Genomic DNA, 20,633 nt, shown 5'->3' on the forward strand with positions numbered 1-20,633 from the left:
GAAGCCATACATGTTGGGATACACGGTTCGCCGCTTACTAGAAGCCATTCCAATCTGGATTGCGATTACTCTGATTGTTTTCATCTTAATGAATATTATCCCTGGAGATCCGGTCGCGCAACTAATGGATGCACGCTCTGGCGCTTTGGATAAACATGTAATTGAACAAATTAGGGAAGAGTGGGGTCTGAATGACCCTCTCGCCCTACAGTATCTGCATTTCCTAAAAGGGGCAGTCGTTGGTGATTTCGGAACCTCCTATCAAACGCGCAGCGGGGTAACGGAATTATTATTGGAGCGTATTCCCGTTACGGTTAGCATTACGGTATTGGGTTTAATCATGGCCATTGTCGTGGGAATTACCATCGGAGTCATAGGAGCATATAAACGCGGTACCTGGATCGATTCACTCGTAAGTTCCTTTTCAGTTTCGGGAGTTTCGATTCCTTCCTTCTTTTTAGGACTGATCCTGATGTATATCTTTGCAGTTAAGTTCAAGATTTTGCCATCTTCCGGGTATCAAGCAGGTGAACTGAAATTTTTAATTCTCCCGGCTGCGACCCTTGGATTGGCAGTGAGCGGAGTGATTGCACGCATCACCCGATCGTCGATGATTGATGTATTGAAACATGACTTTATCACAACAGCTTATTCCAAAGGAATCTCATCCCTAAGAATTACGGTGCTGCACGCACTGAAAAATGCCTTGCCGCCAATTATGACGATTATTGGTGTTCAAATGGGGCTTTTGCTATCAGGGGCTGTTATTACTGAGACCATCTTCGGCCTCCCGGGGATTGGCCGGCTGCTGATTGATAGTATTTTACAGAGGGACTTACCTACTGTACAAGGCTGTGTTGTTTTTATCGCTACGGTATTTTTATTAGTAAACTTATTGACCGACCTTTGCTGCCGCTGGATTGATCCTAGAATTAAGGTTGAAGCTTAAACTTCAAATTGACCTCCATCGCTTTTAGAAATCGATGGAGGATCTTATCAAAACCAAGAGGAGATGATGGTAATGGAAACTGTTGAAACAACGGTTTTAGAGCAAACGTCCACCTTTCCAAGGCAGAAATCAAAGAAAAAAAGTATAAAACTCTCTTTTTCCATGGTCGGCATTGGCCTTGCCGGAATGGTCTTATTAGGTACCATGTGTGCTCCGCTACTTACACACTATAATCCGAATACCAATGATTTGACACAGGTTTTAAAGGCACCAAGTGCGGTCCATTGGTTTGGTACGGATCATTTAGGAAGAGATTTGTTTACCAGGGTATTGTATGGCGGGCAAAAATCATTACTAATCGCCGTTCTTGTTCAGCTGATGTCCGTGATCATTGGTACCATGTTAGGTCTGCTCTCCGGTTATTTTGGCGGGAAAACTGATAAGGTGATCATGGCTGTCACAAATATTATGTTTAGTTTCCCAGGACTATTGTTTGCCATCGCGATCATGGCAGCGCTTGGACCAAGCGTGTTCAATCTGATTCTTGCCTTAGGTTTCGTCAGTTGGCCAGAAATTTGCCGGCTCGTTCGCTCGCAAACACTTTCGTTAAAAGAACGGGAATTTGTTGAGGGAGGGCACGCCCTTGGTGCTAGTGTAGGAAGGATTCTTTTCCGCTACATCCTGCCGAATTGCTATGGAAATATCGCCGTGTTAATGACACTTGGCATGGCAACAACGATTTTAGCAGAATCTAGTTTAAGCTTTCTAGGGCTGGGGGTGCAGCCGCCAGATCCAAGCTGGGGTTCGATGGTTAACCAAGGAAAAGATTATATGTTCTTTGCACCATGGTATTTGTTTACTCCGGGCGCTGTGATGTTTGTAACCATCTTAGGAATTAATTTACTTGGAGATGTTCTCCGCGATTACTTCGACCCAAAAATGAAATCATCTAAATAAGAAAGGGGTCTGATTGGCATGTCTACTCTTCTTGATGTCCGGGATTTACGAGTTGGTTTTCAGAAAAATGGTGAAATGACTGATGTTTTAAAAGGAGTTAATTTTTCAATTAAAAAAGGAGAAAGTCTTGGAATCGTAGGAGAGTCGGGTTGTGGAAAAAGCATGACTTCCTTAGCGATTATGGGCCTATTAAAAAACAAGGGGTTGGTTGCGACAAAAGGTGAAATTTTGTGGGAAGGAGATAATCTATTAACGAATACGAAGCAAGACTGGCGGCGCCTTCGCGGAAATGACATCGCGATGATTTTCCAAGAGCCGATGACTGCATTAAACCCGCTATTAACCATCGGGAAGCAAATTACAGAACAAATTCTTGCTCATCAATCCATCAGTAAAAAGGAGGCAAATGAAAAAGCCGTTGAGATGCTAAAGCTTGTTGGAATTCCATCTCCTGAACAGAGATTGAGAGCTTACCCTCATGAATTATCGGGGGGAATGAGGCAAAGGGCGATGATCGCGATGGCGTTATGCTGTGAGCCGAGATTGCTCATTGCGGATGAACCAACAACCGCCCTAGATGTGACGATTCAGGCGCAAATATTAGATTTGTTAGCCGATGTCATGAAAAAAATGGATATGTCGATGATATTAATTACACATGATCTAGGGGTGGTCGCGAATTATTGTCAAAAAGTCATTGTCATGTATGCCGGCAAAGTAATGGAAGAAGCAAGTAAAGACCAATTATTTGCTCATCCGCTTCATCCGTATACCCAGGGACTCCTACAATCGGTCACCTCTATTGAGGAACAAAGTGAACGAATTTATTCCATACCTGGCCGGGTTCCATTACCAGATGAAAAGGTAAAAGGCTGCGTATTTCATGATCGCTGTCCATATGCTATTCATCAATGCAAAAGCCAAGAACCACCACTTATGAGCTTAGAAGATGGAAGAAAAGTAAGCTGTTTTCGCCATAAAGAAATCATAGAAGGGGGAGGCATGTGATGACGGTTATTGCAGAAAGAGAACCATTAATGGAAATAAGCAATCTAAAAAAATACTTTCCTATTAAACAAGGAATATTAAACCGCTTAAAAGGGAAGGCAACCCCAGTTGTTAAAGCTGTAGATGATGTGAACTTTACGATCTATAAAGGAGAAACATTGGCGCTTGTTGGGGAGTCAGGATGTGGAAAAAGTACTACGGGCCGTTCTCTTTTACGCTTAATCGAACCAACTGCTGGAAAAGTGCTGTTTGAAGGGAAAAATATTCTTGAGCATTCGAGTCAGGAATTAAAAAGAGCAAGGCGGGAAATGCAAATTGTTTTTCAGGATCCATATGCGTCTCTTCATCCTCGAATGACAGTGGCAGAAATTATCGCTGAACCCCTTCATATACATAAGGTTGGGACGTTAGCAGAACGGGAGAAGAGAGTAGAAAGTCTAATGGAAACCGTTGGTCTTTCTACAAGAATGAAGAACCGGTATCCCCATGAATTTTCAGGCGGACAAAGGCAGCGGATAGGCATCGCCAAGGCGCTTGCGCTTAATCCGAAGCTTGTCATATGTGATGAGCCGGTATCTGCCCTTGATGTTTCCGTTCAAGCACAGGTTATTAACCTTTTTCAAGATTTACAGAAGGAATTCAACTTAACCTACTTATTTATTTCTCATGATTTAAGCGTAGTTAAGCATATTTCGGACCGCGTTGGTGTGATGTATCTTGGGAAGCTGGTTGAAATTGCTAAGACGGAGGAACTTTTTAGTAGTCCGAAGCATCCTTATACCAAAGCACTCTTGTCTGCGCGGCCGATGATACATGATAAAGATCGGATGGAGAGGATTTTTCTTGAAGGGGAGCTGCCAACTCCGCTAAATCCGCCAAGCGGCTGTCGTTTTCATACACGCTGTCCTTTTAAAATGGAAAGATGTGCGGTGGAGGAACCTATTATTAAAGATTTTGAAGACGGTCATCAGCTGGCATGCCATTTAATATAGGTGAATTTAGAAAGGACTTACTATGACAAGAAAGTCGTTTTATTTACTAGCTTTCATTATGTTCTTATCCATGACGGGCTATGGGGTGGTACTCCCGGCATTGCCATACTTAGCAGATCATTTAGGGCTGAGCTCCTTCCAAATGGGCAGTTTGATTACCGGTTGGGCGTTAACCCAATTCCTTGTTGTTCCATTTTGGGGGAGACTGATTGACCGCATTGGCCGGAAACTCGTTTTGCTCATTGGCTTGTTTGGATTTGGGATTGCTTTTTTATTAATGATTTTTGCTGAATCCTATGTTCAGTTACTAATTATTCGGATCATCGGGGCAATGTTATCCAGCGGGACACAGCCTGCAGCCCTGGCATTGGTCATTGATACACATGAAAAAGAAAAACGGAGCCGTGCTCTTGCAAATATGGGGGCTGCTAATGCCCTTGGTTTCCTTTGCGGACCCACAGTGGGTGCTATTTTTTCACCGCTGGGATTACATGCACCTTTTATTGCAGCTGGATTACTTAGTTTGATTACCATCCCGTTTGCCCATTATTTTTTGCTTGAACCGGAACAGAAGAATAAAACACTTAAAGAAGTCTCATTTAAGGATTCCTTAAAACATATGGTGAAGCCTGGATATCGTAATCTGCTGCTTATTACCTTCGGATTAGCGGTTTCTACTTCCAGTTTATTTGGAGTTTTAGGCTATTTTATGATTGAAAGATTTCAGTCAACAGCGAGCGAAACAGGTTTTGCTTTCAGTGCCCAATCCCTCTCATCAGTAGTTATTCAACTATTTCTCATGGGGGTAATCCTCTCAAGATTTCATGAAATAACCATTACGAAAATGGGGTTAGTGGTGGAAATCGTGGGGTTCGCTTGTATCGCTTTTGCTGTTTCTGCCTGGATGGTTTTAGCAGGCTGCTTATTGGTTGGGGCAGGGCAAGCCATAGCAAGACCAACGATTATTTCTCTCTTATCCAAGCAGGAAACAGTCGGGCAAGGGACTGTGATGGGGTTTCAGCAATCAATGGATAGCTTCGGCAGAAGTGTTGGGCCGCTAGTTGCAGGCTGGATTTTCCTTTTCCATCCTTCCGCACCGTTTGTCTTTTCATCCAGCATTTGCTTGGTTCTCTTTTTGTTTATAATGCTAAATCTGAAAAAGGAAAGCCATTTGTATTTACGAGAAAAGGAGACTGGTAATGAATATCTTGCTAAATAATAGGATTGTACCAAGAGAAAGCTTTTCGCTAGATCTAGAAGATCGGGGCTTTCAATTTGGGGATGGTATCTATGAGGTGATTCGAATTTACGATGGAATCCTTTTCGAATGGGAAGCCCATCTTGAACGACTGGTACGCAGTGCTAAAGAATTGATGATTCCTTTGCCTATACCTGTTAATACACTCTATCAAAATCTTCAACTGCTTGTTAGAGACAGCGAGATTACCGATGGGTCTGTTTACCTCCAAATTACTCGTGGTTCGGCTCCCCGGTTCCATGCCTTTCCTGAAAAAACGGATCCCACGTTAGTGGCTTATGTAAGGGAAATGCAGCGTCCGCTCGAAAAAATGAAAAAGGGAATAAAAGTAATTACAGCAGAGGATATTCGTTGGCTGAGAGTAGATATTAAGAGTCTGAATTTGCTAGGGAATGTATTAGCAAGACAAAAAGCGGTAGAAAAAGGGGCTGGAGAAGCAATTCTTATCCGAGACGGAATGGTAACAGAAGGGAGCAGTTCGAATGTTTTTGCCATCAAAGGAAATCATTGTTTTACCCATCCTGCTAATCACCTGATTTTAAATGGGATTACTCGACAAGTGGTCCTTCGTCTCCTAAAAGATACAGATTTAACATTAAAAGAAACTCCAATTACCTTGGGTGAATTGTTAGAGATGGATGAGGTGTTTATAACGAATACGGGCCAAGAAGTGTGCCCAGTCATTCAAATTGACGAGTTCAAGATAGGGAAGGGAACCCCTGGTATATATACGCGTCAATTGCAGTTTGCCTTTGAATTATTGATAGGTTCTGTAATCCCTTCTTCAACCTGAAAGGTAGATTACTGGAAATAAGAATTTCGAATACAACTTACTTTTAGGAGGAATGAAAATGACAGTCTTAAAAGAATATACTTATTCAAAACGGTTTCCAAATTTACCTTTAATCGCGGCTGCGTTTGCCGATCAACACCCTGATTTAATTCCACTTGCCTTCGGACTGCCAGCCAAAGAATCTTTTAATCTTTCGCTTATGATGGAGTCCTCCATTGAGGCCATTCAAAAAGGGGGAGTAAAACCGCTTGAATACGGAGGCGGTACAGGTCCTATGGTGGTTGCCGAATGGATTAAGCAAAGATCGTTGCTGCGTTCAGTTCGTGCGGAGACCAAAGAAATACTCGTGACAGCCGGCTCAAGTCAGGCAATCGATATTGCGACAAGAACTTTAACCGATCCAGGCGACCATGTCTGGGTAGAAGGTCCATCCTTTTTCGGTGCTATTCGGCAGTTTCTTTTAGCGGAAACAAAGTTAACCTCTTTCCCTGTTGATGAAGATGGATTAAGAGTCGATTTAGTGGAGCAAAAGCTGCAGGAAGTAAGGGGAAATGGCGGCACGATGCCGAAAATGCTCTATGTCATGCCAAACCACCATAATCCTACAGGGGTAAGTCTTTCGATTGAAAGAAGAAAAAAATTAGCGGAATTGGCCTATGAATACAATTTTTATATCCTTGAAGATGATGCCTATGTGGAGCTAAGTTTTACTGGAGAATATGTTCCTTCCATTTATTCGTTTGGACCAGAGCGAGTCGTTTATTTAAGTACGTTCTCCAAAATTGTTGCGCCAGGAATCCGGATGGGCTGGGCCGTTGCGAGTGAACCGTTAATCAATAAAATGCGGATGCTAAAATCGGATGGCTCAACGAGTGTGTATGTTCAAGAAATCGTTTCGCAATTTTTAACAACGATTGATTTTGATCAGCATGTTGAGTTCCTTAACTCCATTTACCGGTCAAGGATGGAGGCAATGGTAGTGGCAATCGAGGAAGCTTTTGACGAGGATGTTTCTTATATTGTGCCTGAAGGGGGATTTTTCCTTTGGTTAACCTTCCCAGGAGGAACGGATACCAGCCAGTTTATGCAGCAATCCCTTCAAAAGGGTGTCAGTTATTTAGATGGAGCCCATTTCTACTTGAATGCCGATGAGAAAAATCATATCCGACTCGGTTTTACCTACTGCAATGAGGAAGAAATTAAGCGGGGAATAGAGCGTTTGGCGGAGTCCTATCATGAATACAAACAAAAAACGTTCGTCTTAGAGGGGGTAAAAAAATGAAGGTAATGACAAAAAAAGTATCACCTTCAATTTATATCCGTTACAATCTTCCAGAGATATACCTGAAACAATTTAAAGAGATTTGCCCTAATATTGTTGTAGAGCCATGGAAATTTGATGAACCAGAACCAGAGGTAACCGTGGATTTATCAGATTGCGAGGTTGTTTTAACCTTAGGCATGCGTGATAATCTGAACATACTCAAAAATGCAAAAAACGTAAAATGGGTTCATTCGATTAGCGCTGGATTGGATGCCATGCTCACCGATGATGTGAAGAACAGCGATGTGATCATTACCAATGCCAAAGGCTGTACCTCCGTTCCGATTGCCGAACATACGATTGCCTTAATTTCTGCTTTTGCCAGGGAAGTACCTACGATGGTAAGAAAACAACGAACGCAGGAATGGTGCAAAATGCTTCCGGTTAGAACACTTGCTGGCTCTACAGTTGGCATCATCGGATACGGAGAAATCGGCTATGAAATTGCCAAGCGATGTAAAGGGTTAGAAATGAAGGTGATTGGTTGCCGAAGGAATCCTGATAAGAAAAACAAGGAACACGAACCCGCAGATGAAGTGGTAGGAATGGACCGTGTGGATGAAGTGCTCTCAAAATCAGATTATGTCGTTGTGGCCTTACCATCCACGGAGGAAACAATTCATTATATGAACAAAGATCGTTTTGAAAAAATGAAAAAGGATAGTTATTTAATCAATGTTGGTCGTGGGAATACGATGGTAGAAGAGGATTTAGTTGAGTGCCTGAAGAGCGGCAAAATAGCGGGAGCAGGACTTGATGTATTTGAGGTTGAGCCTTTACCGAAAGATCATCCGTTTTGGTATATGGATCATGTCATTGTCTCGCCGCATAATGCCTACAACTCTGATAATCATTCAGAAAGGGTTATGAATTTGATATTAGAAAATCTAAAACGATTCTATGAGGGGAAACAGCTTCTTAACATCGTAGATAAAAATTTAGGTTACTAGAATAGTTTTTCTGAATAAAATGTGCCAGGTTCCCTAAAGGAACGTGGTATTTTTTATTGTAATTAATGAATTTTCAAATAATTATTAACTATTTGGAGTTTTTCATGTATAATATTTCAAACAAGATAGAGAGGTTTAAAGACATGAATGCATTTATAAAAGACCAAATTGAATTATTTAAAGAACAGAATAAGAATCGCGGCAGGCTTTTAGTAAGCTGTCCTGACCAGCCAGGGATCGTTTCAGCTATTTCAAGGTTCTTATTCTCCCATAATGCCAATATTATTGAATCAAGTCAGTATTCCACTAATCCCGAGGAAGGCACTTTTTTCATTCGAATTGAATTTGAGTGCCCTGGATTAAAGGAAAAAGCGAAAGAAATGGAAAAACAGTTTGCTGAAATAGCTGAGAATTTTTCTATGGAATGGAAATTTACTCATGTATACAATATTAAGAAAGCTGCCATCTTTGTATCTAAAGAGCTTCATTGTTTGCTAGAACTTTTATGGGAATGGCAAAGTGGAGATTTAATGGCTGACATTGCCCTGGTGGTAAGTAATCATGAAAATGCTAGAGAGGTTGTTGAGGGACTTAATATCCCGTTTTTCTATGTTCCAGCGAACAAGGAAATTCGTCAGCAGGCAGAAACAGAACAGCTTAAGCTGTTAAAAGAGTATGAGATTGACTTCGTAGTATTGGCTCGTTATATGCAGATTTTAACGCCAAACTTTATTAAGGAAAATCCAAATAAAATTATTAATATTCACCATTCGTTTTTACCAGCCTTTGTTGGGGCAAGACCGTATGAACGCGCCTTTGACCGCGGGGTAAAATTAATTGGTGCCACTTCCCATTATGTAACCAATGACCTTGATGAAGGACCAATTATTGAACAGGATATTAGCAGGGTAGGGCATCATGATAACGTGGATAGTCTTAAAAAGATTGGACGGAGAATTGAACGGAGTGTGCTGGCTCGGGCAGTGAAATGGCATATCGAGGACCGCATTATCATTCATCAAAATAAGACCATTGTTTTCTAAATAATGTTAAGGGGCAGGCACTATACAAATGGTGCCTGTTTTTATGGTTATTTTCATCGTATTAATAATTAATAACAATTATATTTTTCGTATTAAATATAAGTAAAATTAAGTTTATCTTAAAAATTTCATTATATACTCTTATACATAGTTTATTGAGGCTCATTTTGAATCTTCAAAACAGTCAACCTCAAATTTTAATAGAAGAGAGGGAAAACTATGAGTAAGAGACTAGATTGGTTAGATTTAGGAAAGGGATTAGGTATGCTGCTCGTGATGTTGGGGCATGCAGATATCCCAGCTCCACTAAAAACATATATTTATACCTTCCATATGCCGTTATTCTTTTTCCTATCTGGATATTTATATAAAAAAGAAAAGTTCCCAAACTTAAAAGTATTTTTAACAAGAAGGACTAAATCATTAATTCTTCCGTATTTGTCCTTCTCACTTATTGCCTACCTTTGGTTTTTATTATTATTTCATTTTGGACTTGTCAATTATGAAAACAATCTCTTAACTCCATTACTGGGGTCTTTCATTGCAGAAAGAAAATCGATATGGACGGTTCATACGGGTGCTTTATGGTTTGTAGCCTGTCTATTTTGTACGGAATTACTGTTTTACTTTATCGCAAAGATTGGCAGAACCAAAAAGGTCATCGGATTCCTTCTAATAATAAGTTCCATTCTTGGATGTCTTTATAATAAAATAGTTGGCCAGCCATTGCCATGGAATATAGATGTAGCGATGATTAGCATAGGATTTTATGGTGCAGGTTATTTATACAGGGAATACAATAGAGGTTTTGAGCTTTTTAATCATATACAAACTTTTATTCTTTTGTTCATCATAAATGTCGTTACTGGTTATCTTAATGATGTCGTTACAGGAGAAAGAGTCGACTTTTATAGTAGCAGCTTAGGAAATATTCCATTGTTCTATCTATCGGCATTTTCCGGCATTGGAGCTTTTGTTATATTAGTTAAACAAATGAAAAAAAATAAGGTACTCCAGTATATTGGAAAGAATTCATTCATCTATCTAGCTTTACATCAAAAGATCGTCTTCTTTGTCTTTGGTTTATTGATTCAAAATTCGGTTGTGAATTTTGACACCCTTTTAAAGCATCCAATCGTTGAAGGATTATTGTACACACTTATTACCGTAGTGGTTTTAATTCCAGCCGTGTATCTCATCAATCGCTATTTCCCTTTTCTGTTGGGGAAAACAACGAGAAAGAGTTCAAGGGGATTTTCAATGAATGCATTTTAATTTAACAATTTGTTCATAATTTGGTAATAATTCATGGGCATCCTACCATCTGTAAAACGAAAACCTTTTTTTAGGAGGAAGTTACAAGATGAGAAAGATGCTGATGAATTATTTTTTTGCCTTTGCTTTATTGATTGGAATTTTGGGCCCCATCCAAGTGTTTGCAGCCACACAGCCAAATGAACAAAATCCATCCTCTGTGGCACATGGACATAGACATGATCACTTCAGGCACAATCCTGAATTTATTAAAAAGCAGGCTGAATCACTGGGTATAAAAACTGATGGCAAAGATACAGAGACCATTGCAAAAGAAGTCAGAGAAGCCATGATTAAAAAGAGAGCAGAGGAACTCGGGATTAGTACAAAAGGGAAAGATCTTGATTCCTTAGCAAAAGAGGTCTTTGAAACCCAAATAAAAAATGAGGCCAAAAAGTTGGGGATTTCAACAGAAGGAAAGGATCTTCGGGATGTAGCCCGAGAAATTCATGAAAGCCAAATTAAAAAAGAGGCGAAAGAGTTGGGGATTGCAACGGAAGGAAAGGATCTTCGGGATGTAGCCCATGAAGTACGGGATAAAAAGATCTTCCAAGCGGCAAAAAAGTTGGGGATGGACACAAAAAATAAGTCTGCGGAAGAGCTTTTCAATGAAATCATGACCAAGCATGCAGATAAGGTGAAGGAATTGGATCTGTTTCCTCAAAAAGCAAGAGGAATGCATTTTTTCTTTAAAGGGTCAAAAGAAGGATAATATAAATTAGGAAAATTCAATTTATACGAGCTGTCCGCATACATGTTACCCATGGGAACAACAGAAGTCATCTGTTGTTCCAGGTTTTTGAATTCCCGTTTTTTTAATTAGTCATTTCCTTTAGCTCTGTACAGTAAATAAATTTGATTTGTAATATAATCTGAACTAAAATGGAGCCCCTTCTTTATCCACCACATGATGATGCCCACCAATGAGGCTGTTTTAATATCAATCGTACAGCTGCTGGTGAGATTCTAGTTAATAAAAAAGCACTTGAATAATAAATAAAGGGCGCTTTTCTTTAATAAGATGGCGTTTTTTTGCATGGACACATAATGAACAGTTTTAATAGATTTGTTCATTAATTAACAAATCGTACTCATTTAACAATTGTAAGTTTCACGTTTATTTTTATACTAAGAATGAAAGCTTAAAAACATTTGGAAAGTGAGGAATGGCAAATGGAATATACTAAACTTGGTAACACGGGATTAGATGTATCTAGACTTTGCCTAGGTTGTATGGGTTTTGGAGTAAAGGAACGCTGGGTGCATCCGTGGGTAGTTGATGAGGAAAGCAGTCGTACAGTTATTAAAAAAGCTCTTGAGTTAGGTATCAATTTTTTTGATACGGCGAACGTTTACTCAGATGGAACGAGTGAAGAATTTCTCGGTCGTGCCCTTAAAGATTTTTCAAATCGAGATGAAATTGTCATGGCAACAAAGGTTTATTTCCCATTGGGAAAAGATTTAAACAGCAAAGGTCCGAACAGCAAAGGATTATCCCGAAAACATATTATGAGCGAAATTGACAAGAGTCTTAAACGCCTTGGAACGGATTATGTGGATCTGTACCAAATTCATCGCTGGGATTACAACACACCCATTGAAGAGACTATGGAAGCACTCCATGATCTAGTGAAGTCTGGTAAGGTAAGATACATAGGCGCATCGGCCATGTATGCCTGGCAGTTTTTGAAGGCGAACCATGTGGCTGAGAAAAATGGGTGGACCAGATTTGTTTCGATGCAAAATCATCTTAACCTCATCTACCGTGAAGAGGAACGGGAGATGCTACCGTTATGTAAGGAGGAAAAAATCGGCGTAATCCCATACAGCCCTCTAGCATCAGGTAGATTAACCCGTGATTGGTCGGAAGACACTCTTCGTTCTGAAACGGACGATACCCAAAAATCTAAATACGGTGCAACTGAACACAACGACCGTTTTGTCGTGGAACGAGTTGCGGAATTGGCAGAAAAACATAGTGTGCCAAGATCTCAAATTGCACTTGCCTGGTTATTGCAGAAGGAACCAGTCACAGCTCCTATTATTGGTGCTACAAAAATTTCTCATCTTGAAGATTCCGTGGGTGCTCTATCGGTTAAGTTAACCAATGAAGAAGTTACATATTTAGAAGAGCCTTATATTCCACATCCTGTGGTTGGTGCTTTAGGTTCTAAGTAATTGTAACTCATAGATATTAAAAATACACCATATGTAGCGGAATCCGCTCATGGTGTATTTTTTTAATCAATAAGTGCCTACTGCTTTATTGGACACAGATGAAGAAAATTATAAATTCCTCTCTAACAACATTCCTACTTGTTCTGCCATGACTTGAGGTGGATATGGCATTCCATTCGTGATCCACCATTCCACCATCCCAACATATGAAGTGACAATAAATTGAAGAAGAACATCTTCATTTAATTCATGGTTCTTTCCTTGTGATGTATCAACTTCATCCTTGAATTCTTCGATGAGAAACTCATGGAATTGCCTACGAAAAGAAGGAGCTCCCTTACTTGCTAACATGGTTGAAAAGAATAAATAATTATTTTCAAGGTATTCAAACCAGGGTAAATTCGCATCTTTGAAATCCATTTCAGAGGTAGTTTCGCAGATTTCCCCCATTTCGTTAATATGTTCCTCAATAAGTTTATCTAGTAAATCAAACTTATCCACGTAATGAAGATAGATAGTTCCTCTGCTAACATTTGCGTGATTGGAAATGTCCTGAATGGTAATTTCATCAAAATTTTTCTCAGACATCAACTCAATCAAGGATTTTTTTATGGCTTCTTGGCTTTTGGCTATTCTTCTATCTACTTTAGGCATTTTAAGGTTCACCAAACTTTCATAAAAGATAATGAACAATTTTAATTGATTTGTTCATTACTAGTCATATTGCTTTGAATTAACAATTGTAAGCATACTATATCTGTTTACAATTATATACAGTTGTTCATTAATGAATCAATATTTAATTTTAAATAAGTAGAGTTATCACGTTTTGCGGCAGCCGCTATTATTATTACTTTGGCTTTTAACAAAAAGCAGCCACTATATATTAAGAAAAGTTTAAAGCACAAATTTAACTGTTTAAGTCCTACTGTTATCAGATGGCAAGTGTTATTTTCCCATATAATGTTTAAAAGGAAGTGATTAAGTTTAAACATAAGTGATAACTTTTTGGGGAGGAGGAGTTTTACTATGTGGTATGCTGCCATGTGGGGAGCTATTTCGGGTTCTGCGGTTTTCCTAGGCGCACTTGCAGCTTTATATTTACCTGTAAAGAAAAGAATAATAGGAGACATTATGGCATTTGGTACGGGAATATTGATTGGTGCAGCATCATATGAATTGCTTGAGGATTCAATCCGCAACGGAGGATTACAGGCCACTGTCACAGGATTCACTTTGGGTGCCGTTATATTTACTATTTTAAATTTTTTCGTTTCTAAAAAAGGAGCGGATCAGCGAAAAAGATCCATTCAGAATACAAAAGGTGCAGGGATTGCCATCTTTATAGGAACAGTGATGGATGCGATACCCGAATCCATCATGGTAGGAGCCAGTCTTTTGGAAAAGCAGTCTGTCAGCTGGTTGTTGGTTGCAGCCATTTTTCTCAGTAACATTCCAGAAGGACTTTCAAGTACGGTTGGATTAAAAAACAGCGGATACAAGAAAAGAAAAATTTATCTTTTATGGATAGCGGTTTTAGTAGTTTCTTCTTTTAGTGCTTGGGGAGGGTATTTTTTCCTATCAAACGCTCCCGAATATCTATTGGCAGGAATTGCCGCCTTTGCAGGTGGTGGAATCATCGCTATGATCACATCAACAATGATGCCAGAAGCATATGAAGATAGCGGAACAGTAACTGGATTGATTGCCGCGCTCGGTCTCTTGGTATCGCTGATTATGGATCATTTTTCTACCTAACCAATGATTAGAAAGATTGGTTCTTCAATTAAGTTTCGCACACAATCTTCAATTTACAAAAATATGCAAAAAAGAGGTGCTTTTCCTTAATGGAAAACACCCTTTCTTTTGTAAAAGTCTGAATGATGCTTATACCTTAGAATAAGGCAATTAAATTTCTACAGGCTTTTGCACATTTTTAAACCATAATGTAAATTTTTGAATAGTAAGTCAATATTCTTGTCAATTTATTTTTTTCATTTCATCCTTATAAAAAAAGGGCATATTAATATGACAATTCCAACAAAAATAGTACCAACAGCACCGAGCTTATTTTTTTCCTTTATTAAATAGTAGGCATGGCCGAAACTATAAAATGAAGCTAAAAATACCACAATCCACATAATAATCTTCATTAATCTCGCACCTTTTTCATTTCTTCCTCTTTTATTTGTTTCCCGAATCCAATAATTTCAATATCCACATTTACATTTATATCAGCAAAAGGAAAATTTTTATTTGTCCAATCCCACTTTTCATATTCCTTTACAGAACTAAACAATGGGCGGATTTCTAATGACCAATAAAAAGGTTCGGACTTAAATTTTTTCTGTGTTTTTTCAACTAACTTTTTTAATCTGTTTTCTAATAATCTTTCGATACTTTGCTTTAATTTTTTTTGTTTCTGTAAGTCGTCTCCATATCCTAACATGCTTGGAATAGAAATAAGTTCTAATTCAAGTGGAACATTTACCTCAATTTTGAGTGGACCATTTCTTCGTGTCATTTTTACTTCTGTGTTCGTTTTTTTTCTAATTCTTGCACCTATTTTATATTTTTTATTTAGAGGATCTGGGTAAGTTACAAACATATCTTGAATTTCTGATGTATTATCCAGTAACATAGCACATAAGCCATTTCTTCAACTTCTTTTTTATTCCAACAAGCTGTCAGAAGGATGGGTAATAAGGAAATACAAATTAGTTTTTTATATTTTATCATCTCCTCAAAACCTCCTTTATCTTCACTGTAAACATTAGGATTGGCGGAAAGAATAAAAAGAAGAACTTTTTTGCCCAGTGGTTTATCTATTCTTCTTTTCCAATTTTAAAATTATTAATCATATACATGGAGTCCTAAACCCTGACAGCTTGACGAACTTATAACCAAAACAACAACCTACGCCAAAATAGCTTTAAAAAATGAATGACAGTATATAACAAAAATATTAAAATAATAAAAAAGAGATTTAGGAGTCGAGTTACAATGCTGAAAATCTATCCTCCATTGGTGAAATCTCAACTGGTTTAGCTCATGAAATCAAGAATCCGTTAACCGCGGTTAAAGGATTTATTCAATTATTATCAGAGAATCACTATCATCATTATTTAGACATTATATCTAGCGAACTAGAGAAAGCTTTATCAACGATAAACAATTTACTTCACGTTGCAAAACCTGAATTAGAAAATGAACCATCTACATCCCTTAATTTATGTTCCGAATTAGAGTCACTGCTATTCTTATTTAAGGATCAATTTTATAGGGTTGAAATTGAAAAGCGTTTCTATGATAAAGAACAGAACATTATTGGACGAAAGAATTTAATATTAAAGGCTTAAAAATGCCGTTGAAGCAATGAAAGGAAATGGAAAACTCCTTGTTGAACATTTCCTGAAGGAGGACTTTATACATATTAAAATTACGGATACAGGAGTTGGTATTCCCGAGGATAAAATTAATCAGTTAGGAACACCTTTCTATTCTACAAAAAATGAAGGAACAGGAATGGGATTAACCCAGGTTTTTCATACAATACATAATCATGGAGGAAGTATAGAGATTCATAGTGAAGTTGGAAAAGGATCGACCTTTTGGATACAACTTCCGAAGTATTAAATAACCAAAGAAAACATTTTCATTTTAGGTATTGAAATATCGGGAATCCCTTTTATGAATAAAAAGAGCCAAAATACGCAAGAAGTGTAAAAAGATTGCATATTTTAGGCTTGGTTTTTTTTCCTTATAGGTTGATTATTAAAACTTAATTCCACCCCTTTATTAATGATATTTCCAGTTCGTGTCCATTCCGTTTACAAATCTCTCCCCACATATTACTTTATACATTTTTTTTCGAATAATAAACGATGAAATATTCGATTGATACAGACTTGTGTTAGAACATAGGACAATTCTATTTTAGAATATTCATCAGCTCTTAGAAGTGTTTCTCTCACCAAAATTTCATCAAGTTTAACCGTATAGTTGCATAGGCTGATAAAAAGCAATGGAGGTTCAGTTATGCAGGACTATAGCATGCTTTGCCAACAATATTCCCATATTCTTGGTGGAGAAATGAATGTAAAACATGGAGTATGTTCTGTAAAAAAAGATCGCTCAAACATCAATTTAAATATATTTGGGAAACCGTCTCGTTCTGGTGTAGCTCTTCATTAGATGTGGTCTTTCGAATCCTTAGAACCAAATGGAAAAGCTTTAAACTTAGGTGAAACTGTTCTTCTTCAGGATGAAGTATATCCATTTATTTGGCACTTGCAAAAAAACGGAATCATCTTATCTGCTTTGCATAATCACTGGTTGTATGATAATCCGCATCTCCTTTATGCACACTATATTTCAATTGAAGAGCCTCTTTCCTTTGCCAGGAAAGTTTCAGAAGCTTATAGATTCCTAAAATGATAAATTAAGTGCTGCGTAATTTATTAAAAGGAAACTTATATTTCTTTTTGCTTCTCATGTGATGTTTTTATGGATGATTGGAGGTATCTAATAAATGTTCTCATTGAATCATCGGATGAGCAAAGCACTTTCAGAACAAACAACGCTGCTTATTTATGCAGCAATTATTGGGATTGGGGGAGGGTATGGGGCAGTTGGTTTCCGAGGGTTAATCAATTATTTTACCTATTTATTTTTTGGGCGCATACAGAACGAAATCGGTACTTATCATGGTGTTAGAACACTATTTGTTCCTATAATCGGCGGATTAATTGTAGGACTGTTGGTTCACTTTTTTGCAAAGGAAGCAAAAGGGCATGGTGTTCCTGAAGTGATGTATGCTGTAACCAAAAAAAAAGGTTCGATTCGTCCCAGAGTGGTGGTTATAAAGGCTCTTGCTTCAGCTATTACGATTGGTTCTGGAGGTTCCGTAGGAAGAGAGGGGCCAATTGTTCAAATAGGTGCAGCTTGGGGGTCAACTCTTGGTAGGTTTATGCGAATTAGAGAACATCATTTAAAAACCTTAGTGGCATGCGGAGCCGCTTCAGGAATCGCAGCAACTTTTAATGCTCCCATCGGTGGTGCACTTTTTGCTTTCGAAGTAATATTAGGAAATTTCTCAATGGCCAATGTGAGTGCGATTGTGATCTCTTCAGTTCTATCTGCAGAAATTGGACGTGATTATTTTGGCAATACGGCTTCTTTTCCCATCCCACACTACCATGTATCTGGAATTCTTATTTTATTATTATTTGCTGTCCTTGGCATTATTGGCGGATTATACGGAGCCGCCTATGCTAGGACGTTGGTTTTTTTTGAAAATTTATGGGATAGGATAAAGTCTCTTCCAGAATGGATCAAACCTGCGACTGGTGGAATTATTATTGGTACCCTTGGATTCTTTTTTCCACAAGTTCTTGGAGTTGGTTATCCTTCAGTTGAAAAGGCATTAATGGCTCACTTTGACTTAAGAATGCTTTTAATTCTAATGGTATTAAAATTATTTATTACCTCCATTACAATTGCCTCAGGAGGATCAGGAGGAGTATTTGCTCCTGGTTTGTATCAGGGTGCCATGCTCGGTGGGGCCGTTGGTTTAATATTTCAAATGTTGTTCCCAAGTATGCAAATTAGTGAGGGTGTATTTGCAGCAGTCGGCATGTCTACTGTTTTTGCTGGATCTGCTCATGCCCCTATCACTGCAATGATAATGTTATTTGAAATGACTGGAAATTACCAGCTTATTTTACCTTTAATGCTTGCAACAGTCATTGCAACCACGGTTTCTACGAGAATAAATCGAGAAAGTATTTATACCATGAAGTTAATGAAACGAGGATTTGATATTATTCGAAAGCGGACAACAGATCGCCTATCTTCTTTTCTTGTAGAAGAGGCCATTCACCCAGAAAAACTATGTCTCCAAGATACTATGACATTAGAACAAGCTTACACAAAGTTTGAAAATAGTGATGAATGGTTTGCAACTGTACGTGATAAGGAAGAAAATTTATTGGGGAGTGTTTCAAAAGCACAAATACTTGAAGAGCTTCGATGCAACCATGGCAATGGTCTGATCCTAAGTATACTACCAAAGAAAATTGGTCATGTTTCATCGAAAGCAACACTTAGTGAAGCAAGTAAAATAATGAATCAATTAGGTCTGAATTACCTTTTAGTAATTGATAAGAATTATAATCAAATTGGTGTAATCGGGAGTTCAGATATTATAAAATGCTACAAAGAATAAATTCTACTTACTCATTCATTGAATCTTTTCTTAATGTACAGATTTTGGAAAAGAAAATAAACTGCCCTTACAATTTAGGGCAGTTTTTACAATTGATTGTTCATTTATTCTAGGTTCCTATCCAACAATGCCCCCGTTTGTTCAGCCATGACGTGAGCTGACAATGGCATTCCATTCTTGAACCACCATTCCACTGCTCCAACCACCGCTGAGCCAAAAAATTGAAGAATCACTTCTTCTTTTAATCCTTTGTTTTTTCCTCCTGTTATATCCACTTCTGGTTTAAACTCTGATACGACTAAATCAAGAAAACGACTACGAAAATATGGTGCACCTTTACTCGCTAACATCGTTGAAAAAAACAAATAATTATGCTCAAAGTATTCGTACCAAACATAATTTCCTTCCTGAAAAGTCATCTCAGATGCCGATTGGCATAGTTCTCGGAGATTGTCTATATGTTCTTCAATCATCTTATCTAGGAGGTCGTATTTATCCGAGTAATGAAGATAAATGGTCCCTCGATTAACATCAGCTCTATCTGCAATATCCTGAATGGTAATGTCGTCAAAACTTTTTTCAGACATCAGTTCAGTTACTGCCTTTTTTATAGCCACTTGGCTTTTGGCTATTCTTCTATCTACTTTAGACATTTACATTCACCAACTTTTTCTAAAGATAATCAACAATTTTAATTGATTTGTTGAGTAATCAACGATTTGCGTTAATTTAACCATTGAAAGTATGAAGGGCTTTTTTATAATTATAAACAGGTGTTGATTAATCAATCAATATTAATTTTTATAGGCATCAAGTGCAGCTACTTTAATAAAAATCAACCATCTTCTAATAGGAGGCTTATTTATGGACCGTGTTGAAAAGAGCAAAGAAAAATACAGACAGCTTTTTGGAAATGGAGTCCCTGCCGCATACGCTACTGATCCTGATTTTCAGGACATTCTTAGCCGCTTTATTTTTGGAGAAGTTTTCTATCAAGGTAATTTGGATAACAAGCAACGTGAACTTATAACACTCGTAGTGCTTGCTACCAATCAGACGTTGCCACAGCTCAAGGCACACGTTGTTGCGGCTCTAAATGTCGGGCTGACACCAGTAGAAATAAAAGAAGCAGTCTACCAATGTGCTCCGTACATTGGATTTCCCAAAACTTTAAACGCCATCAATGAAGTCAATGAGGTTTTTAAAGCGAAGAATATTGCATTACCAATTGAAAGCCAAAAGCAGGTTGATGAAGAAAATCGGTTTGACAAGGGATTTGCAACTCAAGTAGAGATTTTTGGTGAGACAATCGCAAAAATGCAAGAGAGTGCCCCATCAAATCAAAAGCATATTCAGGAATACCTTTCTGCTTTTTGCTTCGGAGATTTCTACACTCGTGACGGACTCGATTTGAAAACACGAGAATTGCTGACACTCTGCATCGTAAGTTGCCTTGGTGGTGCTGAAGGCCAAGTGAAGGCACATGTGCAGGGAAATCTAAATGTGGGAAATGACAAGGAAACATTGATTACCGCTATCACCCATAGCCTTCCATATATGGGCTTTCCGAGAACTCTGAACGCGTTAGCTTGCGTTAATGAAATTATTCCTAAAAATTAAGAAAGTAGAAAAAAATATATA

At 38.2% G+C, this 20,633-nt stretch carries 22 protein-coding genes and 1 pseudogene; 19 read left to right on the top strand and 4 right to left on the bottom strand.

All coding sequences use genetic code 11. The features are described 5' to 3' along the window. The first annotated feature begins 10 nt into the window (after positions 1 to 10). The 11 genes from CVD27_RS03360 (at position 11) to CVD27_RS03410 (ending at position 11,300) form a co-directional block, all read left to right on the top strand. Positions 11 to 949 carry an ABC transporter permease gene (locus tag CVD27_RS03360; RefSeq protein ID WP_101646476.1) on the top strand — a complete coding sequence of 313 codons (939 nt, stop codon included), beginning with the start codon at positions 11 to 13 and terminating at the stop codon, positions 947 to 949. 72 nt (positions 950 to 1,021) lie between these two features. Then, the gene (locus CVD27_RS03365) at positions 1,022 to 1,906 is read left to right on the top strand and encodes an ABC transporter permease (RefSeq protein ID WP_101646477.1); all 885 of its coding nucleotides are present in this window, start codon (positions 1,022 to 1,024) and stop codon (positions 1,904 to 1,906) included. 18 nt (positions 1,907 to 1,924) lie between these two features. Next, positions 1,925 to 2,914, top strand: coding sequence for an ABC transporter ATP-binding protein (locus tag CVD27_RS03370; RefSeq protein WP_101646478.1), 990 nt, complete (start codon positions 1,925 to 1,927; stop codon positions 2,912 to 2,914). Further along, a complete protein-coding gene (locus tag CVD27_RS03375; RefSeq protein ID WP_101646479.1) occupies positions 2,914 to 3,906 on the top strand; it encodes an ABC transporter ATP-binding protein in 993 nt (330 codons plus the stop codon). The genes CVD27_RS03370 and CVD27_RS03375 overlap by 1 nt, the downstream gene beginning before the upstream one ends. 22 nt (positions 3,907 to 3,928) lie before the next feature. Then, entirely contained in the window at positions 3,929 to 5,125 is a 1,197-nt protein-coding gene (locus tag CVD27_RS03380) for an MFS transporter (RefSeq protein ID WP_101646480.1), read from the top strand. Continuing rightward, complete coding sequence (gene dat, locus CVD27_RS03385) at positions 5,106 to 5,957, top strand: D-amino-acid transaminase (RefSeq protein WP_101646481.1); 852 nt, start codon at positions 5,106 to 5,108, stop codon at positions 5,955 to 5,957. The genes CVD27_RS03380 and dat overlap by 20 nt, the downstream gene beginning before the upstream one ends. 58 nt (positions 5,958 to 6,015) lie before the next feature. Next, positions 6,016 to 7,239, top strand: a complete 1,224-nt coding sequence (locus tag CVD27_RS03390; RefSeq protein ID WP_101646482.1) for an aminotransferase-like domain-containing protein — start codon at positions 6,016 to 6,018, stop codon at positions 7,237 to 7,239. After that, positions 7,236 to 8,231 carry a D-2-hydroxyacid dehydrogenase gene (locus tag CVD27_RS03395; RefSeq protein WP_257984248.1) on the top strand — a complete coding sequence of 332 codons (996 nt, stop codon included), beginning with the start codon at positions 7,236 to 7,238 and terminating at the stop codon, positions 8,229 to 8,231. The genes CVD27_RS03390 and CVD27_RS03395 overlap by 4 nt, the downstream gene beginning before the upstream one ends. 143 nt (positions 8,232 to 8,374) lie before the next feature. Beyond that, entirely contained in the window at positions 8,375 to 9,274 is a 900-nt protein-coding gene (gene purU, locus CVD27_RS03400; protein ID WP_101646651.1) for a formyltetrahydrofolate deformylase, read from the top strand. A gap of 219 nt (positions 9,275 to 9,493) precedes the next feature. Further along, a complete protein-coding gene (locus CVD27_RS03405) occupies positions 9,494 to 10,549 on the top strand; it encodes an acyltransferase family protein (protein WP_101646483.1) in 1,056 nt (351 codons plus the stop codon). Between the two features lie 88 nt (positions 10,550 to 10,637). Further along, the gene (locus CVD27_RS03410; protein WP_101646484.1) at positions 10,638 to 11,300 is read left to right on the top strand and encodes a hypothetical protein; all 663 of its coding nucleotides are present in this window, start codon (positions 10,638 to 10,640) and stop codon (positions 11,298 to 11,300) included. A 107-nt stretch (positions 11,301 to 11,407) separates the two neighbouring features. Here the strand turns inward: CVD27_RS03410 and CVD27_RS03415 are convergent. Further along, a pseudogene (locus CVD27_RS03415) lies at positions 11,408 to 11,533 on the bottom strand (TetR/AcrR family transcriptional regulator); the annotation flags it as partial. 228 nt (positions 11,534 to 11,761) lie between these two features. Here CVD27_RS03415 and CVD27_RS03420 point away from each other — a divergent pair. Then, positions 11,762 to 12,766 carry an aldo/keto reductase gene (locus CVD27_RS03420; RefSeq protein WP_101646485.1) on the top strand — a complete coding sequence of 335 codons (1,005 nt, stop codon included), beginning with the start codon at positions 11,762 to 11,764 and terminating at the stop codon, positions 12,764 to 12,766. 108 nt (positions 12,767 to 12,874) lie between these two features. Here the strand turns inward: CVD27_RS03420 and CVD27_RS03425 are convergent, their stop codons facing one another. Next, positions 12,875 to 13,420, bottom strand: coding sequence for a TetR/AcrR family transcriptional regulator (locus tag CVD27_RS03425; RefSeq protein WP_101646486.1), 546 nt, complete (start codon positions 13,418 to 13,420; stop codon positions 12,875 to 12,877). Positions 13,421 to 13,795: 375 nt separating this feature from the next. Here CVD27_RS03425 and CVD27_RS03430 point away from each other — a divergent pair, with 375 nt between their 5' ends. Then, positions 13,796 to 14,524: a ZIP family metal transporter gene (locus CVD27_RS03430; RefSeq protein WP_101646487.1), complete on the top strand. Its 729-nt coding sequence runs from the start codon at positions 13,796 to 13,798 to the stop codon at positions 14,522 to 14,524. A gap of 394 nt (positions 14,525 to 14,918) precedes the next feature. Here the strand turns inward: CVD27_RS03430 and CVD27_RS03435 are convergent, their stop codons facing one another. Next, entirely contained in the window at positions 14,919 to 15,407 is a 489-nt protein-coding gene (locus CVD27_RS03435) for a Ger(x)C family spore germination C-terminal domain-containing protein (RefSeq protein WP_101646488.1), read from the bottom strand. Positions 15,408 to 15,855: 448 nt separating this feature from the next. Here CVD27_RS03435 and CVD27_RS29035 point away from each other — a divergent pair, with 448 nt between their 5' ends. The 5 genes from CVD27_RS29035 to CVD27_RS03455 all read left to right on the top strand — a co-directional run bounded on the left by CVD27_RS29035 (position 15,856) and on the right by CVD27_RS03455 (position 18,992). Then, positions 15,856 to 16,125, top strand: coding sequence for a hypothetical protein (locus CVD27_RS29035; RefSeq protein WP_445375982.1), 270 nt, complete (start codon positions 15,856 to 15,858; stop codon positions 16,123 to 16,125). A 16-nt stretch (positions 16,126 to 16,141) separates the two neighbouring features. Beyond that, on the top strand, positions 16,142 to 16,402 hold the full coding sequence (locus CVD27_RS03445; protein WP_101646489.1) for an ATP-binding protein: 261 nt from the start codon (positions 16,142 to 16,144) through the stop codon (positions 16,400 to 16,402). A gap of 402 nt (positions 16,403 to 16,804) precedes the next feature. After that, the gene (locus CVD27_RS28615) at positions 16,805 to 16,960 is read left to right on the top strand and encodes a hypothetical protein (RefSeq protein ID WP_257984249.1); all 156 of its coding nucleotides are present in this window, start codon (positions 16,805 to 16,807) and stop codon (positions 16,958 to 16,960) included. Beyond that, positions 16,961 to 17,203 carry a DUF1259 domain-containing protein gene (locus CVD27_RS28620; RefSeq protein ID WP_257984250.1) on the top strand — a complete coding sequence of 81 codons (243 nt, stop codon included), beginning with the start codon at positions 16,961 to 16,963 and terminating at the stop codon, positions 17,201 to 17,203. A gap of 94 nt (positions 17,204 to 17,297) precedes the next feature. Then, complete coding sequence (locus CVD27_RS03455; RefSeq protein ID WP_101646490.1) at positions 17,298 to 18,992, top strand: chloride channel protein; 1,695 nt, start codon at positions 17,298 to 17,300, stop codon at positions 18,990 to 18,992. A gap of 104 nt (positions 18,993 to 19,096) precedes the next feature. Here the strand turns inward: CVD27_RS03455 and CVD27_RS03460 are convergent, their stop codons facing one another. After that, entirely contained in the window at positions 19,097 to 19,645 is a 549-nt protein-coding gene (locus tag CVD27_RS03460; RefSeq protein WP_101646491.1) for a TetR/AcrR family transcriptional regulator, read from the bottom strand. A gap of 211 nt (positions 19,646 to 19,856) precedes the next feature. Here CVD27_RS03460 and CVD27_RS03465 point away from each other — a divergent pair, with 211 nt between their 5' ends. Beyond that, on the top strand, positions 19,857 to 20,612 hold the full coding sequence (locus CVD27_RS03465; protein ID WP_101646492.1) for a carboxymuconolactone decarboxylase family protein: 756 nt from the start codon (positions 19,857 to 19,859) through the stop codon (positions 20,610 to 20,612). The last annotated feature ends 21 nt before the right edge of the window (positions 20,613 to 20,633 follow it).

This window comes from Neobacillus cucumis (genome assembly GCF_002860255.1).
GTDB lineage: Bacteria > Bacillota > Bacilli > Bacillales > Cytobacillaceae > Neobacillus > Neobacillus cucumis_A.

What these genes read in the sequence shown, in the direction of transcription:
- CVD27_RS03360 (WP_101646476.1), top strand. Translation starts at nt 11, where the DNA reads ATGTTGGGATACACGGTTCGCCGCTTACTAGAAGCCATTCCAATCTGG.
- CVD27_RS03365 (WP_101646477.1), top strand. Translation starts at nt 1,022, where the DNA reads ATGGAAACTGTTGAAACAACGGTTTTAGAGCAAACGTCCACCTTTCCA.
- CVD27_RS03370 (WP_101646478.1), top strand. Translation starts at nt 1,925, where the DNA reads ATGTCTACTCTTCTTGATGTCCGGGATTTACGAGTTGGTTTTCAGAAA.
- CVD27_RS03375 (WP_101646479.1), top strand. Translation starts at nt 2,914, where the DNA reads ATGACGGTTATTGCAGAAAGAGAACCATTAATGGAAATAAGCAATCTA.
- CVD27_RS03380 (WP_101646480.1), top strand. Translation starts at nt 3,929, where the DNA reads ATGACAAGAAAGTCGTTTTATTTACTAGCTTTCATTATGTTCTTATCC.
- dat (WP_101646481.1), top strand. Translation starts at nt 5,106, where the DNA reads ATGAATATCTTGCTAAATAATAGGATTGTACCAAGAGAAAGCTTTTCG.
- CVD27_RS03390 (WP_101646482.1), top strand. Translation starts at nt 6,016, where the DNA reads ATGACAGTCTTAAAAGAATATACTTATTCAAAACGGTTTCCAAATTTA.
- CVD27_RS03395 (WP_257984248.1), top strand. Translation starts at nt 7,236, where the DNA reads ATGAAGGTAATGACAAAAAAAGTATCACCTTCAATTTATATCCGTTAC.
- purU (WP_101646651.1), top strand. Translation starts at nt 8,375, where the DNA reads ATGAATGCATTTATAAAAGACCAAATTGAATTATTTAAAGAACAGAAT.
- CVD27_RS03405 (WP_101646483.1), top strand. Translation starts at nt 9,494, where the DNA reads ATGAGTAAGAGACTAGATTGGTTAGATTTAGGAAAGGGATTAGGTATG.
- CVD27_RS03410 (WP_101646484.1), top strand. Translation starts at nt 10,638, where the DNA reads ATGAGAAAGATGCTGATGAATTATTTTTTTGCCTTTGCTTTATTGATT.
- CVD27_RS03420 (WP_101646485.1), top strand. Translation starts at nt 11,762, where the DNA reads ATGGAATATACTAAACTTGGTAACACGGGATTAGATGTATCTAGACTT.
- CVD27_RS03425 (WP_101646486.1), bottom strand. Translation starts at nt 13,420, where the DNA reads ATGCCTAAAGTAGATAGAAGAATAGCCAAAAGCCAAGAAGCCATAAAA.
- CVD27_RS03430 (WP_101646487.1), top strand. Translation starts at nt 13,796, where the DNA reads ATGTGGTATGCTGCCATGTGGGGAGCTATTTCGGGTTCTGCGGTTTTC.
- CVD27_RS03435 (WP_101646488.1), bottom strand. Translation starts at nt 15,407, where the DNA reads ATGTTACTGGATAATACATCAGAAATTCAAGATATGTTTGTAACTTAC.
- CVD27_RS03445 (WP_101646489.1), top strand. Translation starts at nt 16,142, where the DNA reads ATGAAAGGAAATGGAAAACTCCTTGTTGAACATTTCCTGAAGGAGGAC.
- CVD27_RS28615 (WP_257984249.1), top strand. Translation starts at nt 16,805, where the DNA reads ATGCAGGACTATAGCATGCTTTGCCAACAATATTCCCATATTCTTGGT.
- CVD27_RS28620 (WP_257984250.1), top strand. Translation starts at nt 16,961, where the DNA reads ATGTGGTCTTTCGAATCCTTAGAACCAAATGGAAAAGCTTTAAACTTA.
- CVD27_RS03455 (WP_101646490.1), top strand. Translation starts at nt 17,298, where the DNA reads ATGTTCTCATTGAATCATCGGATGAGCAAAGCACTTTCAGAACAAACA.
- CVD27_RS03460 (WP_101646491.1), bottom strand. Translation starts at nt 19,645, where the DNA reads ATGTCTAAAGTAGATAGAAGAATAGCCAAAAGCCAAGTGGCTATAAAA.
- CVD27_RS03465 (WP_101646492.1), top strand. Translation starts at nt 19,857, where the DNA reads ATGGACCGTGTTGAAAAGAGCAAAGAAAAATACAGACAGCTTTTTGGA.